Here is a 14,114-nt window from a genome sequence, read left to right on the forward strand (position 1 = left end):
CCCCGGGGCCGATGTTGTGTAACATCGGGTCTCCGGGTCGGCAGGGGAGCTGTTTGCCGCACCGGGGTCAGCACCCATACCTACTATAAGAACGCAAGGCGGGAGTACGTCATGTCCAAGGGGCAATCCCTGCAGGATCCTTTCCTGAATGCACTACGGCGCGAGCGCGTGCCGGTGTCGGTCTACCTGGTCAACGGCATCAAGCTGCAGGGCACCATCGAATCCTTCGACCAGTTCGTGGTCCTGCTGCGCAACACGGTCAGCCAGATGGTCTACAAGCACGCCATTTCCACGGTGGTGCCGGCGCGCAACGTGCGCGTGGGCCCGGGTGGCGGCTACGTGCAGCAGGGTGAAGATGGCGCGGAAGGCGGCGACGACGAAACCGCGTGATAATGCGTGCCTCGTTTGAAGAGGCACGACCCCATTGTTTGAAAGATCCCGCAAGGGCGAGCATGCGCTGCTGATCCAGCCGTATGCCAGCGGCCGTCTGGACGACGGCATCACCGAGGAATTCAGCGACCTGGCGCGCTCGGCGGGCGCCAGCATCGCCGCGCTGATCACCGCGCGCATCGACCGCCCCAATCCGTCCACCCTGATCGGCAGCGGCAAGCTGGACGAAGTGAAGGCGGCCGCCGATGCGACCGGCGCCGACCTGATCCTGGTCAACTTCCCGCTGTCGCCGGGCCAGGAACGCAACCTGGAAAAACTCCTGCAGCGCCGCGTGCTCGACCGCACCGGGCTGATCCTGGACATCTTCGCCCAGCGCGCACGCAGCCACGAAGGCAAGCTGCAGGTGGAACTGGCGCAGCTGCGCCACATGGCCACCCGGCTGATCCGCGGCTGGACCCACCTGGAGCGCCAGCGCGGCGGTTCCATCGGCCTGCGCGGCCCCGGCGAAACCCAGCTGGAAACCGACCGCCGCCTGCTGCAGAAGCGCGTGGAGCAGTTGCAGAAGCGGCTCGAGAAAGTGGAAGTGCAGCGCACCCAGATGCGTCGCGCCCGCGTGCGCAGCGAACTGCCGCGCGTAGCGCTGGTGGGCTACACCAACGCCGGCAAGTCCACCCTGTTCAACGTGCTGACCGGCGCGGAGGCCTACGCGGCCGACCAGTTGTTCGCCACGCTCGACCCCACCGTGCGCCGCATCGATCTGCCCGGCGGTGCCGTGGTGCTCGCCGACACCGTCGGCTTCGTGCGCGACCTGCCGCACGAACTGGTGGCTGCGTTCCGTTCCACCCTGAGCGAAGCGCGTGAAGCCGACCTGCTGCTGCACATCGTCGACGCCGCCGATCCGCACCGCGAGGAGCGCATCGCCCAGGTCGATGAAGTGCTGCAGGAGATCGGCGCTGGCGACTTGCCGCAGATGCTGGTGTTCAACAAGATCGACCGCATCGAAGGCGCCGAGCCGCGCCACGACCAGCCCGATCCGGACGCCGGCGAAGAAGGCGGCGACGCCGTCGGCATCGGCCGCGCGCGCGAACGCGTGTGGATCTCCGCGCGCGACGGGCAGGGCATCGACCTGCTCAAGGGCGCGCTGGCGCAGCGGCTGGGCTTCCAGCGCGTGCGCGGCGAACTGCACCTGCCCGCGCACTCGGCCCGCCTGCGTTCGCGCCTGCATGCGCTCGGCGCCGTGCTGTCGGAGGACTTCGACGAACACGGCTGGCGCGTCACCGTCGACCTCGCCCTGGCCGACGCGCAGCGCCTGGCCTCGCAGGCCGGCGGCCATCCGCTGGAAGCGCTGCTGCCGCAGGCGGAGCGGGAAGACTGGCAGTAGGGGCGGGGCAGGGTTGTTGTAGGAGCGACGTCAGTCGCGACCGCACGGGTGAATCGCCCGGGGGAAAATCCCCTGGTACGGCATTGCCGCGGTCGCGACTGACGTCGCTCCTACAAAGGCGCCCGCTCCATGACCTCCCGGCCTTGCCTCCCGGCCGGGGCGTCCCTATCTAGTAGAATCGAGAACGCGCCGGTCCCCGGGCCCGCGCGAACCTTTCAAATGGAGTGGGCATGGCCTGGAACACCCCTGGAAGCGGCTCTGGTAGCGGCGGATCCGGCAACAATGGCAACAACGGCAACCGGAACAACAACTGGAAGCCCCGCAAGAGCCAGGGCGGTGGCCTGGGTGACGTCATCGACCGCCTGCGCGGCCTGTTGGGCGGTGCCGGTGGTGGTGGCGGTGGCAATCCGCTGCGCTGGGTGCTGCTGGGCATCGGCATCCTGGTGCTGTTCTCCAGCTTCCAGCTGATCGGCGAACAGGACCGCGGCGTCGTGCTGCGCTTCGGCCACTACAACCGCACTATGCAGCCCGGCCCGAACTTCAAGTTCCCCTGGCCCATCGAAAGCGTCACCAAGGTCCCGACCACCGGCGTGCGTACCTTCAGCAACAGCCTGCCGGTGCTGACCCGCGACGAGAACATCATCACCGTGTCGTTCAACGTGCAGTACCGCGTGGGCGATCCGCAGAAGTTCCTGTTCGGCACCACCGACGCCGTCCGTGTACTCGAGCAGACCGCGCAGAGCGCGGTGCGCGAAGTGATCGGCCGTTCCAACCTGGATGCCGCGCTCAATGCGCGTGGTCCGCTGTCGGCCGCGGCGCTGACCGCGCTGCAATCCTCGCTGGAGGCTTACCGCACCGGCCTGGTCGTGACCGAGCTGAGCCTGCAGGACGCGCGTCCGCCGGAAGAGGTCAAGCCCGCGTTCGACGAGGTCAACAGCGCGCAGCAGATGAACGAGCGCCTGGTCAGCCAGGCCCGCGCCTACGCCGCCCGCATCGTGCCCGAGGCCCGTGGCCAGGCGCAGGGCGTGCGCACCGCCGCCGAAGGCTACAAGACCGCCGCCATCGCCCGCGCGACCGGTGACGCCACCCGCTTCAGCCTGCTGCTGGACGAGTACCGCAACGCGCCCGAGGTCACCCGCAAGCGCCTGTGGCTCGACACCGTGCAGCAGGTGCTCGCCGACAACCGCAAGGTCGTCGGTGGCGACGGCCGCCAGCTGATCTACGTGCCGATGGGCAATGCGCCCGCCGGTGCCGCCGCACCCGCAGTGGTGCCGCCCGAGGTGGTGATGCCGCAGGTCGAGAGCACGCCCTCCGCCGCGAGGAGCGCGCGCACCCCCCGTCCGGCCGGCCGAGAGGAGGCGCAGCCATGAGGATGTCCCTGATCGTCGGTATCGCCGTGGCCCTGCTGCTGGGCCTGATGGGCTCGGTCTACGTGGTCCGTGAAGGCCAGGTGGGCCTGGTGCTCAACCTGGGCCGCGTGGTCCGCAGCGAGATCGGCCCCGGCCTGCATTTCAAGCTGCCGCTGGTGGAATCGGCGCGCGTGTTCGACCAGCGCTTCACCGCCAACGAGTTCCCGCCGGAGCGTTCGCTGACCTCCGAGCGCAAGGACGTCAGCGTCGACTTCATCGCCATCGGCTTCATCGTCAACGCCGCGGATTTCTACCGCGCCACCGGCGGCAATGCCGAGGTCGCCACCGACCGCCTGGCGCCGATCATCAAGGAATCGCTGCGCAACGAAATCAACTCGCGCACGCTGACCCAACTGGTGTCGGGCAACCGCATGGAGCTGATCGAGAAGCAGCTGCCCGGCATCAACGCCGGTGCGAAGACGCTGGGCATGCAGATCGTCGACATCCGCTTCAAGCAGATCGACCTGCCCACCGACAGCGAAGTGATCGGCCAGGTCTACGACCGCATGCGCGCCGAACGCAAGCAGGTGGCCAGCGCGCTGCGTGCGCAGGGTGAAGAGCAGGCCCGCATCGTCGAAGCCCAGGCCGACCGCGACCGCGCGGTGCTGCTGGCCGAAGCCGAACGCGATGCGCAGAAGCTGCGCGGCGAAGGCGATGCCGAAGCCGCCCGCATCTACGGCGTGGCCGCGAACCGCGACCCGGCGTTCTACGCCTTCCAGCGCAGCCTGGAGGCCTACCGTGAGTCGTTCCGCGACGGGCAGGGCGTGATCGTCCTGGACAAGGACGACCCGTTCCTCCAGTACATGAAGAGCGACCGCTAAGGTCACCGCGCCGGCCGCCTCAGGGCGGCCGGTTCCGTTCCAGCCCCCTTTTTTCCGTCGCCCGCCTCGCCGCGCGGGCCAGGACACCCCGCCATGCCCGAACTCTGGTCCGCCCTGTGCCTGGTCGCCATCCTGGAAGGCCTGGTGCTGTTCGCCATCCCGGCGGGCTGGAAGCGTGCGGTCCTCCAGCTCCTGCAGATGTCCGACGGCCAGGTCCGCGCCGTGGGCGGCTTCATCCTGATCTTCGGCCTGACCTTCCTGTGGGCGCTGAAGCGCTGAACGGCGCGCGTCTTCATCGCCTCATTTGAGGTGGGAACTCGCCTGCGGTTCCGCTTCCTGCGTTTGCGGATGGCAGGGCGCCCCTCATCCGCCTTCGTCACCTTCCCCCCGTTGCCACGGGAGAAGGAAGCAATCAGCGCTTCGTCTTTTTGTTCTCCCGGCCAGCGGGATCGTGCTTTTCCTTCTCCCCGCAAGCGGGATCGTGCTTTTCCTTCTCCCCGCAAGCGGGGCCATGCTTTTCCTTCTCCCCGCAAGCGGGGAGAAGGTGCCCGGAGGGCGGATGAGGGGCGAGCGCTGTACAGATGGTGTCCAGTACAGCATCCGTTTCGCGTAACACGTCATCGTTCCAGAATCGCAGTACGCGAAATCCCCGCGCCTCCAGGAACCTCGTACGCAATGCGTCGTGCTCGGTTGCCTCGAGATGTTGGCTTCCATCCAGCTCTACGACGAGACGCTTCTCCAGGCAGCTGAAGTCCGCGATGTAACGCCCAATCCGGTACTGGCGACGAAACTTCCACCCCTGCAGGCGTCGGTCTCTCAGGCGCTGCCATAGCACGCGTTCTGCTTCGGTCTGGCCATGGCGCAGCAGACGCTGAAGGTCGTGGTTCGTTTTGCTTCGCAAGGGGCACCTCCTGTCAGGAGGTAGCGTCGATGTGGGCGCACGCTGTATCTATCGGAAAGCCCCTCGGTCGCGGATCGGAAGGCGCCCCTCATCCGCCTTCGGCACCTTCTCCCCGCTAGCGGGGAGAAGGGGATAGCGCGCGCGCTCGAAGCCTTCTCCCCGCAAGCGGGACCATGCTTTTCCTTCTCCCCGCTAGCGGGACCATGCTTTTCCTTCTCCCCGCTAGCGGGACCATGCTTCTCCTTCTCCCCGCTAGCGGGGAGAAGGTGCCCAGAGGGCGGATGAGGGGCGGCTTTCCGCGCGGTTCCTGAACGCCCTGGCGCTCGGGCCGGGCAGGGTAGCCCCCGTCCCCGGAAACCCGGATAATGCACAAAAGCCGGACGGGCTCCCCGCGTGGGAAGACCGCCGGCTTTTTCCGTGTCTGGGCCCGGCGTGGCGGGCGGCTCCCCGATGGAGCCTGCCGGCATCATTGGCGCCAAGCCCAGCACGACCCTTCCCGGCGGCCCCGATGGCCGCCACCAAGCGAGGAGTTACCCGTCATGGGTCAGTCAGTCGTCGTTCTCGGCGCCCAGTGGGGCGATGAAGGCAAGGGCAAGATCGTTGATCTGCTTACCGAGGAAATCGGTGCCGTCGTCCGTTTCCAGGGCGGCCACAATGCCGGCCACACCCTGGTCATCGGTGGCAAGAAGACCGTTCTCCACCTGATTCCGTCCGGCATCCTGCGCCCCGACGCGCTGTGCCTGATCGGCAACGGCGTGGTGCTTTCGCCGGCCGCCCTGATGAAGGAAATCGCCGAGCTCGAAGCCGCCGGCGTGGAAGTGCGTTCGCGCCTGAAGATCTCCCCGGCCACCCCGTTGATCATGCCGTACCACATCGCCCTGGATCAGGCCCGCGAGAAGGCCGCCGGCGGCAAGGCCATCGGCACCACCGGCCGCGGCATCGGCCCGGCGTACGAAGACAAGGTGGCGCGCCGCGGCATCCGCGTGGCCGACCTGCATTACCCCAAGCAGCTGGAAGAACTGCTGCGCACCGCGCTGGACTACCACAACTTCGTGCTGACCAAGTACCTGGGCGTGGAAGCGGTCGATTTCCAGAAGACCTACGACGAAGCGCTCGCCTTCGGCGATTACGTGCAGCCGATGAAGTCCGACGTGGCCGGCATCCTGCACGACCTGCGCAAGCAGGGTAAGCGCGTGCTGTTCGAAGGCGCGCAGGGCGCGCTGCTCGACATCGACCACGGCACCTATCCCTACGTCACCAGCTCCAACACCACCGTCGGCGGCGCGTTCGCCGGCACCGGCGTGGGCGCGGACGCGATCGACTACGTGCTGGGCATCTGCAAGGCCTACGCCACGCGCGTGGGCGGCGGCCCGTTCCCGACCGAGCTGGACGACGAAGTCGGCCAGGGCATCCGCGATCGCGGCCAGGAATACGGCGCCTCCACCGGCCGTCCGCGCCGCTGCGGCTGGATGGACATCGTCGCGCTGAAGCGCGCCGTCGCCATCAACGGCATCTCGGGCCTGTGCATCACCAAGCTCGACGTGCTCGACGGCATGGAAAAGCTGAAGATCTGCATCGCCTACGAGTACCGCGGCAAGCGCACCGAGTACGCCCCGCTGGACGCCGGCGGTTGGGAAGAGTGCACGCCGGTGTACCTGGAGTTCCCGGGCTGGGAAGAGAACACCCACGGCATCACCGAGTGGGACAAGCTGCCGCCGGCCGCCCGTGCCTACCTGCGCGCGCTGGAAGAACTCTCCGGCTGCCCGCTGGCCATCGTCAGCACCGGCCCGGATCGCGACCACACCATGGTGTTGCAGGACCCGTTCGCGTAACAGGTCCTACGTTGTGTACTGCGGCCGTCCTGCCGCAGTACACCGTCGCGACAGAACCAGGTGTGCAGGGATTGCACGGCCTGGTGAAAGGAAGCCCCGCACATGCGGGGCTTTTTGTTTCGCCATGGTCCCTGGCGCGCCCCCCTGCGGCGCAATGCCGGCAGTTCACTTTCTCTCGATTGCGCCCGTTCGGCCGCCACGTGCCGTCCCCGCGCGCGCCTGCCTGTTTCCGACGGAGCCTTATCCATGCACGACCCCAACGATCCGTACCGCGACGACCTCAACGACCTCGAAGACGATACCGTGCCCGCATCCAGCGTCCACGACCGTCGCGACCCGGCATCGGAGCAGGACCCCATCGCCTTGCGCTCCGGTCTGTCGCGCGCGCAGCTCGACACCCTGGACATGATGGAAAGTTTCCGGTGGCGCTTGGCCTTCGTGCGCTGGCCCATGCACAGCGCGGCCATCCCGGTGCTGTTCAACCAAACCGGCACCCACTACGTGGTGATCAACGAAGACGGCAGCCTCGACGAACAGCCCGGGCTGACGCTGCGCGGTTGACCCGGCCCCGTGGCGCATCGGCGCGTCGCGGGCCGGTGCGCTGCATTCCGGCACATGGTTTGCATCGTCATCACGACCCTAAATAGCGGCCAAGACCGGCCGTTAGAAACAACAGATGTCGCCCGTCGTCGATGGAGTTGCCCCCCCATGTACCGCAATGCCGCCCAAGCCGCTGTCATCACCGGCCCCTGGCAGACCCCCGTGCCCGCCGCGGCCGCCCCGCGCACGCCCGAGCGCCGCAAGCCCGCACCCATGCAGGCAGCGGACGCGCTGCGCGCCGGCCTCACCCCCGCGCAGGTCATGACCCTGGAAGCGCTGGAGATCTTCCAGTGGAAGTTGGCCTTCGTGCGCCGCCCGCTGTTCCAGGCGCCCATCCCGGTGCTGTTCGACCGCGACCACACGCGCCATGTCGTCATCCAGGAAGACGGCAGCCTCGACGAGAGCCAGACGCTCGTCCTGCGCGCCTGACCGTCGTTCCTTCTCCCTCCGCTGTTCCTTCTCCCCGTCCCACGGGGAGAAGGTGCCCAACGGGCCGATGAGGGGCAGAGCGCGATGCCCGCCGCCCCCCTGAACACATCCCCCACGCGGCAACGCGACCCTCACGTTTTCTTGAAGTCGGCCGATACAAGGTGGGCTCCTGCCGCCATGGCGGCAGGTCCGTTCCCGTTCCACGCCATCAGGAGCCCCCCACCGGATGTCGGATCCGCACCGCCCAGGCGACAGCTCTCCCCCGGACGCCCCCGGCGCCGGCCCCCGTACGCCGGAGCGCCGCAAGGGCGCCCCCAAGCTCGACGACGCCACGCTGTTGGCCGGCCTCACCCCGGCGCAGCAGGCCACCATCCACACGATGGAAAACTTCCACTGGCACCTGAAGTTCGTCCGCCGCCCGATCTTCAAGGTCCCCGTGCCCGTGCTGTTCAACCGCGCCGGCGACCGCTACGTGGTGGTGAACGAGGACGGGACGATCGATGAGAACCCGGCGTTGGTGTTGAGGGATTGAGGGCCGCAGCAGATTAGCCCGACACGTTCGGCCGCTCCCTCACCTGGCCCTCGACGCCCTGCGCCCGCGCGCCGCGCGGCTCGCACACCTCATGCAACGTACGGCCGACACCGAACTCGCCCTCGGCAGCGATCTGATGGCCGCCTCGCTGGAGGTCTATGGCGTCATCAAGGTGGCGGGCAAGGACAAAGGCGTGGATGAAGCCCGCCGAGAACTGGCGTCCCGCTTCGTCCGGCGTAACGCATCGCCCGCGCCGGAGCCCGCAGGCAGCGGCGACAACTGAATTCGGCACGCAATCGAAGGCCCCGCAATGCGGGGCCTTTCTTGTTGCTCTCTCCGCCACCTGCGACCGCAGTGCACGTGGCGAGGTTCGGGCCCGCCGCCGGATGTTCTCAAAAGTCCCAGCGGCCGGTGATGGACAGTGGCACGGAGACGCGGCTGCCGGTGTCGTTGATCGCCGCCAGACCGAGCCCGGCGATCGCGGAATCGTCGTCGGACAGATCGTCGATGTAGTTCACGCCTGCGGCGAACCTCATGCTGAAACGCTCGGTGAAGGACACATGCACGCCGGCATCGAGCCCGCCGCTGAGCGCCCAGCCCTTCTCGTAGAACGGCGCATTCGGGATCGTGATCGCGGCGTCGGGAATCTCGAAGGTGGCCCGGATGTCATCGGTTTCGGTCGCGCCCAGGCGCGCCGCGACGAACGGCCTGACCCGGCCACCGTCGCCAAAGTAGTGCCGGTAACCGACCTCCCACGTGTACGCGTCGTAGCGCGAGAATCGGCCGAAGACGTCGAGTTCGGTTTCGAGCGCCGGCACGTAGGCGGCGCCGACGCGCACGCGCCCGTCATCGGCGCTGGTCTCCTTGGCCTGAAGGAACACTTCGCTCCGGTCACTCAGTCCATAACCCACTTCCAGGCCCAACGACCGGGCGGTGCCGTAGATCTGCTCGTGGCTGCGCGAACGGATCCGCAGCTCCGCGCTGACGCCGGCCAGGTCGGGATTCAACGGGCCGAGATCCGCTACCGGTGCCACGGCGCCCGTGTGGACGTCACCGCTGATCGGCCTGTCGGCGCCACCGAACACGGACATCGAGAATTTTCCCTGCTCGGGCCCCGCTGCGAATGCCGGCCCTGCGGCCATCAGCAGGGCAGCTCCAAGAAGTTTGATCTGCATGTGCCTCTCCCATCAGAACGGGTTTCGCCTACCCACTGTAGGCACGTGCTGTACGCGAACGCGGTGGCGATGGATTCAATCGCTCGCCGGCCGTAAGCGCACTTTCAGAACGCTTCACGCGCGCTACACGTGGCTGTACGCCACGGCCGTTCGTCGGCATCGCGCGCGCCCGGCGCAACGCGCGCATCCGAAGCGTATCGCCCCGCGTATGCATCCCGCCAGACGCCGCCGCGGGTGAGGGTTCTGCCTGCGAGCACTTACATCACAGGACATACGATCATGACCACGCGTCGCGTCGATGCATTCCATGCCGGCTTGCCGATCAGCACGGCATGCGTGCGGACGTACTCCAACGAGCCGACGCCTTGAACCCTCGACGCACGGTCATGGCCGAGGACGAAAGACGCATCCGGCCAACGGGCGCGGTGCGATGGCCGCGACTGCTCGTCAACGTGGCGGGCAATCAGGCGGTCTGGTTCGTGGCGGTGATCGCGGCGTCGTACGGCCATGCGTGGCCGGGCGTGCTCGCGGCCGCGGCGTTCGTCGGCGTCCACGTAGTCACCGCGACCGCGCCGCGCGTGGAACTGAAATTGGTAGGCGCGGCGCTGGCGTGCGGTGTCGTGGTGGATGGCATCGCAGCGTCGCAAGGATGGCTCCGCTATGCCGCACCCCTGCCGGGAGGCGAGGGCTTGCCGCCCGCGTGGATTCTGGCGCTGTGGGCCTCGCTCGCCGTCACCCTCAACGTGGCGATGCGCAGCCTGCAGCGGCGGCGTTGGCTGGGCGTGCTGGTCGGGGGCATCGGCGGACCGCTGGCGTACCTGGCCGCGAGTAAAGGATGGGATGCGGCGCGATTCGCGGATCCCGCGTGGCGAGGCGTCGCCTGGCTCGCCGTCGCGTGGGCGATGGCGCTGCCGGGTCTGTTGTGGGCGGCGCGGGAGTGGAGCGCCGATGCGCCGGCCGACTCGCGATGACAGCTTCAATCAATTCGTTGCAACGTTGAACACACAGGGAGACCGGAAATGACGCGTGGCCGACAGGCTTGGGCTTTGGTGGGATGGATCGTGGCGTGTTACGCCGCGGCGGGCGTGGGTGCGCTGGCGTCCGTGGAGGCGAGCACGTTCTACGCGTCGCTGACGTTGCCCGTCTGGGCACCCCCCGCGTGGCTGTTCGGTCCGGTGTGGACCGTGCTGTACGGGATGATGGCGCTCGCCGCCTGGATCGTCTGGCGCACGGGGGGATGGGCGCGTCGCAAAGCCGCGCTGACCGCCTTCGTGATCCAGCTTCTCGTCAACGCGCTATGGAGCTGGCTGTTCTTCGGCGGGAAGCAGGGCGCGCTCGCCTTCGCCGACATCGTGCTGCTGTGGATCCTCGTCGCGTGGACCCTCACGGCGTTCTGGAAGATCCGGGTCATCGCGGGCGCGCTGATGGTGCCCTACCTGTTGTGGATCACCTTCGCGGCCGCGCTGAACTACGCCGTCTGGCAGGCCAACGGCGCGGCGTTGGGGGGGTGATGCGCGGGGCATGGGTGAGGCAGGGCATCGCCGCCTCGCCATGCCGTCGCCGCCGTTTTGGGGCCCTGTGCCCGTGCCAGCCCCTGCGGGGCGCTCCCATTCCGTGACACAGCCCTCACTCCGGAGCATGTAAAGCTTGTAACCACGCATACACCATCATGCTTCGGGGCGGGCGGCCTTTATGGCCGTCAGGAAGAGGAGTAAGCAGGACCTGATGGATAAGGGGCTGGTCGCAACCTACGTGCCGGAGTTGGTGGTCACCTCGTTCGTCGTGGCCGCCCTGGCCTCGTACGCCGCACTGAAGACCGCCGGCCGCGTGCGTGCCAGCGACGCCGTGGCCAAGCGCTGGTGGCTGGCCGGCGGTGCCCTGGCGATGGGCATCGGCGTGTGGTCGATGCACTTCATCGGCATGCTGGCCCTGCGCCTGCCCATCCGCCTGGGCTACGACATCGGCATCACCCTGTTGTCCCTGCTGCTGGCCGTCGCTGCCAGCGGCTACGCCCTGTGGCTGGTCACCCGCGACCACGTCAGCCGCGCGCGCCTCTTCAGCGGCGCCGTGGTGATGGGCCTGGGCATTGCCGCCATGCACTACGTGGGCATGGCCGCCATGCGGATGGACCCCCAGATCGTCTACCGCCCCGGATGGTTCATCGCCTCCGTGCTGATCGCCATCGCCGCGGCCGGCGGCGCATTGGCGATCGCTTACCGCCTGCGCGACGACGTGCACCACGAACGCCTGCACCGCGCCCTGGCCGCAGGCGTGATGGGCGTGGCCATCGTGGGCATGCACTACACCGGCATGGCTGCCGCCCATTTCCCCGAAGGCGCCATGTGCGGCGCCGCACTGGGCGCTGGCTTCTCGCCGGATTCGCTCGCCTGGCTGGTGGTGGTCATCAACGCCGCGGTGCTGGGCACCGCGATCGGCGCCAGCGTGCTGGACCGCCTGCTGCACGAACGCACCGCGCGGTTGTCGGCGTCCCTGCAGCAGGCCAACCAGCAACTCACCCATCTGGCCTTGCACGACGCACTCACCGGCCTGCCCAACCGCCTGCAACTGGTCGACTACCTGCAGCAGTTGATCGCCCAGGCGCAGCGCGACGACAACAACCGCTTCGCTGTGCTCTTCATCGACCTGGACGGCTTCAAGGGCGTCAACGACAGCTTCGGCCACCACGTGGGCGATGCGCTGCTGGTGCGCGTGGCCACCACGCTGCGGCAGATGATCGCGCCCGGCGATACTGTCGCGCGGCTGGGCGGCGACGAGTTCGTCATGGCCGCGGCCGTGGGCGGCGCCAACGAGGCCACCGTGCTGGGCCAGCGCCTGCTGGCGCGCCTGGGCGAAGCGATGAAACTGGAAGACCACGACGACGTGCGGGTCACCGCCAGCATCGGCATCGCCCTGTACCCCGGCGATGGCGAAGATGCCGACGCGCTGATGGCGCACGCCGATGCGGCGATGTACTGCATCAAGGAATCCGGCCGCAACGGCATGGCCCTGTACGAGCCCTCGATGAGCGAAGGCGCGCAGGGCCAGCTGCAGATGACCTACGACCTGCGCCGCGCACTGGAGCGTGGCCAGCTGGTGCTGTACTACCAGCCACAGATCCGCGCGCTCGACAGCGGTCTTGCCGGCATGGAGGCGCTGGTGCGCTGGCAGCATCCGCGCCTGGGCCTGGTGATGCCGGACCGCTTCATCGCCCTGGCCGAGCGCGTGGGGCTGATCGTCGAACTCGGCGCCTGGGTGCTGGACGAAGCCTGCCGCCAATGGGCCGCCTGGCAACGCGCTGGCGCGCGCGTGCCCACCGTGTCGGTGAACCTGTCCGCCGCGCAGGTGCGCAGCGAGCAACTGGTCGCGCAGGTGCGCAGCGCGATGCGCCGCCACGGCCTGCCGCCCGGCGTGCTGACGCTGGAGATCACCGAATCGATGGCGATGGTGGAACCCGAACGCACCGCCGGCGTGCTGGAAGAACTCGCCGAGGCCGGCGCGCGCATTTCGGTGGACGACTTCGGTACCGGCTATTCCAGTCTCTCGTACCTGGCGCACCTGCCGGTGCACGAGTTGAAGATCGATCGCCAGTTCGTGCGCCAACTCGTGCCCGGTTCACGCCACGCCGCCATCGTGCAATCGGTCGTGCACCTGGGCCGGCAGCTGGGCCTGGACGTGGTGGCCGAAGGTGTGGAAACACCCGAACAGAAGCAACTGCTCGCCGGCATGGGCTGCACGCGCCTGCAGGGCTATCTGATCAGCCCGCCGCGCCCGGTGGAAGAACAACCCGAACGCGCCGTCACCGTCGCCGCGTACGGCTTGCTGGGCTGATCGGCTCTTCGCTAGCGGCGATAGGCCGCGCGCGTTTCCTGCAGCTTGCCCGTGCGCGTCACCACCAGGTGCGCGCGCAGCCAGGTGGCGAAGTCGGCTTCGCTGAGTGAGCCTTCGGAGAGGCCGATGTACTGCGGATAGAGCTCCGGGTCCGTGGCCTGCAGCCGACCGCTGTTGAGCACGATGAAGACTTCGCAAGCGACGGCGGCGGTGCGCTTGTTACCGTCGACGAACGGGTGGTTGCGCGCAAGCCCATGCGCGAGGCTTGCCGCGAGCGCGGCCAGGTCGGGCGGAGGGTCACCGTATGCGAACAACTGTTGCGGGCGTGCAAGTGCGCTGTCGAGCAGGCCTTCATCGCGCACGCCCGTAGCACCTCCATGTTCGGCCAACTGGCGGTCGTGGATGGCCAGGGCCAGCGTCCTGCTGATCCAGGTGATCATCGGGACCCTTACTGCGCCAACTTGTTGAGCAACGTCCGGCGATCGCGCATCACCTGTTCCGCCACTTCCATCTGCTCGGCAAGGGTGGGGTCGTACACGGTCAGGCGGATGCCGTCGGGCGTCTCCAGCGCATGCAGCTCGTCGCCTTTTTCCAGGCGCAGGCGGGCCAGCAGGTCCTTGGGCAGGATGACGCCGGCGGAGTTGCCGATGGTGGTGATCTTGAGCTTCATGGCGCAGCGGTTCCGGGAGTTATAACGGATGTTATACGCTCGATGCCCCGGCCTCGCAACCCGTGGCCGGACCGCCGCCGATCCGGGAAAAGAAAGGCGCCTGCGGCCTCGTCACCGCAGGCGCCCGGGGGCACCTGTCCCGGGAG

General features: G+C 68.1%; 16 protein-coding genes and 1 pseudogene. 13 read left to right on the forward strand and 4 right to left on the reverse strand.

Going from position 1 to position 14,114, the window contains the following annotated elements:
• Positions 1–111 precede the first annotated feature (111 nt).
• The 5 genes from hfq to ASD72_RS18010 all read left to right on the forward strand — a co-directional run bounded on the left by hfq (position 112) and on the right by ASD72_RS18010 (position 4,280).
• A complete protein-coding gene (hfq, locus tag ASD72_RS17990) occupies positions 112–390 on the forward strand; it encodes an RNA chaperone Hfq (protein WP_056881347.1) in 279 nt (92 codons plus the stop codon).
• A 34-nt stretch (positions 391–424) separates the two neighbouring features.
• Positions 425–1,771, forward strand: a complete 1,347-nt coding sequence (hflX, locus tag ASD72_RS17995) for a ribosome rescue GTPase HflX (protein WP_056881348.1) — start codon at positions 425–427, stop codon at positions 1,769–1,771.
• 230 nt (positions 1,772–2,001) lie between these two features.
• Positions 2,002–3,141 (forward strand): FtsH protease activity modulator HflK, encoded by a 1,140-nt coding sequence (gene hflK / locus ASD72_RS18000; RefSeq protein WP_056881349.1) that lies wholly within the window; start codon positions 2,002–2,004, stop codon positions 3,139–3,141.
• Complete coding sequence (gene hflC, locus ASD72_RS18005) at positions 3,138–4,001, forward strand: protease modulator HflC (protein ID WP_056881350.1); 864 nt, start codon at positions 3,138–3,140, stop codon at positions 3,999–4,001. The genes hflK and hflC overlap by 4 nt, the downstream gene beginning before the upstream one ends.
• Before the next feature lie 93 nt (positions 4,002–4,094).
• Positions 4,095–4,280 carry a DUF2065 family protein gene (locus ASD72_RS18010; RefSeq protein WP_056881351.1) on the forward strand — a complete coding sequence of 62 codons (186 nt, stop codon included), beginning with the start codon at positions 4,095–4,097 and terminating at the stop codon, positions 4,278–4,280.
• Between the two features lie 301 nt (positions 4,281–4,581).
• Here the strand turns inward: ASD72_RS18010 and ASD72_RS18015 are convergent.
• Positions 4,582–4,902, reverse strand: a pseudogene (locus ASD72_RS18015) (DUF559 domain-containing protein); the annotation flags it as partial.
• A gap of 539 nt (positions 4,903–5,441) precedes the next feature.
• Here ASD72_RS18015 and ASD72_RS18020 point away from each other — a divergent pair.
• The 5 genes from ASD72_RS18020 (at position 5,442) to ASD72_RS18040 (ending at position 8,578) form a co-directional block, all read left to right on the forward strand.
• Positions 5,442–6,734, forward strand: a complete 1,293-nt coding sequence (locus ASD72_RS18020; protein ID WP_056881352.1) for an adenylosuccinate synthase — start codon at positions 5,442–5,444, stop codon at positions 6,732–6,734.
• Between the two features lie 246 nt (positions 6,735–6,980).
• Positions 6,981–7,295 carry a hypothetical protein gene (locus tag ASD72_RS18025; RefSeq protein ID WP_056881353.1) on the forward strand — a complete coding sequence of 105 codons (315 nt, stop codon included), beginning with the start codon at positions 6,981–6,983 and terminating at the stop codon, positions 7,293–7,295.
• Between the two features lie 147 nt (positions 7,296–7,442).
• Positions 7,443–7,763, forward strand: coding sequence for a hypothetical protein (locus ASD72_RS18030; RefSeq protein ID WP_235578058.1), 321 nt, complete (start codon positions 7,443–7,445; stop codon positions 7,761–7,763).
• A gap of 226 nt (positions 7,764–7,989) precedes the next feature.
• Entirely contained in the window at positions 7,990–8,295 is a 306-nt protein-coding gene (locus ASD72_RS21585; RefSeq protein ID WP_081420450.1) for a hypothetical protein, read from the forward strand.
• Between the two features lie 91 nt (positions 8,296–8,386).
• Positions 8,387–8,578, forward strand: coding sequence for a hypothetical protein (locus ASD72_RS18040; protein WP_056881354.1), 192 nt, complete (start codon positions 8,387–8,389; stop codon positions 8,576–8,578).
• A 109-nt stretch (positions 8,579–8,687) separates the two neighbouring features.
• On the opposite strand, the gene ASD72_RS18045 is transcribed toward ASD72_RS18040, so the two are convergent.
• Positions 8,688–9,470 (reverse strand): hypothetical protein, encoded by a 783-nt coding sequence (locus ASD72_RS18045; protein WP_155944731.1) that lies wholly within the window; start codon positions 9,468–9,470, stop codon positions 8,688–8,690.
• A 365-nt stretch (positions 9,471–9,835) separates the two neighbouring features.
• On the opposite strand from ASD72_RS18045, the gene ASD72_RS18050 reads away from it, so the two are divergent.
• The 3 genes from ASD72_RS18050 (at position 9,836) to ASD72_RS18060 (ending at position 13,298) form a co-directional block, all read left to right on the forward strand.
• Positions 9,836–10,441 carry a DUF2878 domain-containing protein gene (locus ASD72_RS18050; protein ID WP_162250409.1) on the forward strand — a complete coding sequence of 202 codons (606 nt, stop codon included), beginning with the start codon at positions 9,836–9,838 and terminating at the stop codon, positions 10,439–10,441.
• A gap of 48 nt (positions 10,442–10,489) precedes the next feature.
• Positions 10,490–10,981 (forward strand): TspO/MBR family protein, encoded by a 492-nt coding sequence (locus tag ASD72_RS18055; RefSeq protein ID WP_056881357.1) that lies wholly within the window; start codon positions 10,490–10,492, stop codon positions 10,979–10,981.
• A 214-nt stretch (positions 10,982–11,195) separates the two neighbouring features.
• Positions 11,196–13,298 (forward strand): bifunctional diguanylate cyclase/phosphodiesterase, encoded by a 2,103-nt coding sequence (locus ASD72_RS18060; RefSeq protein ID WP_056881358.1) that lies wholly within the window; start codon positions 11,196–11,198, stop codon positions 13,296–13,298.
• A gap of 11 nt (positions 13,299–13,309) precedes the next feature.
• On the opposite strand, the gene ASD72_RS18065 is transcribed toward ASD72_RS18060, so the two are convergent.
• Both ASD72_RS18065 and ASD72_RS18070 read right to left on the reverse strand, forming a co-directional pair.
• The gene (locus tag ASD72_RS18065) at positions 13,310–13,738 is read right to left on the reverse strand and encodes a type II toxin-antitoxin system death-on-curing family toxin (RefSeq protein ID WP_056881359.1); all 429 of its coding nucleotides are present in this window, start codon (positions 13,736–13,738) and stop codon (positions 13,310–13,312) included.
• Between the two features lie 8 nt (positions 13,739–13,746).
• The gene (locus tag ASD72_RS18070) at positions 13,747–13,968 is read right to left on the reverse strand and encodes an AbrB/MazE/SpoVT family DNA-binding domain-containing protein (RefSeq protein WP_056881360.1); all 222 of its coding nucleotides are present in this window, start codon (positions 13,966–13,968) and stop codon (positions 13,747–13,749) included.
• Between the last annotated feature and the right edge of the window lie 146 nt (positions 13,969–14,114).

This window comes from Pseudoxanthomonas sp. Root630 (genome assembly GCF_001427585.1).
Classification (GTDB): Bacteria; Pseudomonadota; Gammaproteobacteria; order Xanthomonadales; family Xanthomonadaceae; genus Pseudoxanthomonas_A.

Bases quoted from the DNA above. Each gene is read 5' to 3' on its own strand.
- ASD72_RS18065 (WP_056881359.1), bottom strand. From the start codon at position 13,738: ATGATCACCTGGATCAGCAGGACGCTGGCCCTGGCCATCCACGACCGC.
- ASD72_RS21585 (WP_081420450.1), top strand. From the start codon at position 7,990: ATGTCGGATCCGCACCGCCCAGGCGACAGCTCTCCCCCGGACGCCCCC.
- hflK (WP_056881349.1), top strand. From the start codon at position 2,002: ATGGCCTGGAACACCCCTGGAAGCGGCTCTGGTAGCGGCGGATCCGGC.
- ASD72_RS18060 (WP_056881358.1), top strand. From the start codon at position 11,196: ATGGATAAGGGGCTGGTCGCAACCTACGTGCCGGAGTTGGTGGTCACC.
- hfq (WP_056881347.1), top strand. From the start codon at position 112: ATGTCCAAGGGGCAATCCCTGCAGGATCCTTTCCTGAATGCACTACGG.
- hflC (WP_056881350.1), top strand. From the start codon at position 3,138: ATGAGGATGTCCCTGATCGTCGGTATCGCCGTGGCCCTGCTGCTGGGC.
- ASD72_RS18010 (WP_056881351.1), top strand. From the start codon at position 4,095: ATGCCCGAACTCTGGTCCGCCCTGTGCCTGGTCGCCATCCTGGAAGGC.
- ASD72_RS18045 (WP_155944731.1), bottom strand. From the start codon at position 9,470: ATGCAGATCAAACTTCTTGGAGCTGCCCTGCTGATGGCCGCAGGGCCG.
- ASD72_RS18020 (WP_056881352.1), top strand. From the start codon at position 5,442: ATGGGTCAGTCAGTCGTCGTTCTCGGCGCCCAGTGGGGCGATGAAGGC.
- ASD72_RS18040 (WP_056881354.1), top strand. From the start codon at position 8,387: ATGCAACGTACGGCCGACACCGAACTCGCCCTCGGCAGCGATCTGATG.
- ASD72_RS18070 (WP_056881360.1), bottom strand. From the start codon at position 13,968: ATGAAGCTCAAGATCACCACCATCGGCAACTCCGCCGGCGTCATCCTG.
- ASD72_RS18030 (WP_235578058.1), top strand. From the start codon at position 7,443: ATGTACCGCAATGCCGCCCAAGCCGCTGTCATCACCGGCCCCTGGCAG.
- ASD72_RS18055 (WP_056881357.1), top strand. From the start codon at position 10,490: ATGACGCGTGGCCGACAGGCTTGGGCTTTGGTGGGATGGATCGTGGCG.
- ASD72_RS18025 (WP_056881353.1), top strand. From the start codon at position 6,981: ATGCACGACCCCAACGATCCGTACCGCGACGACCTCAACGACCTCGAA.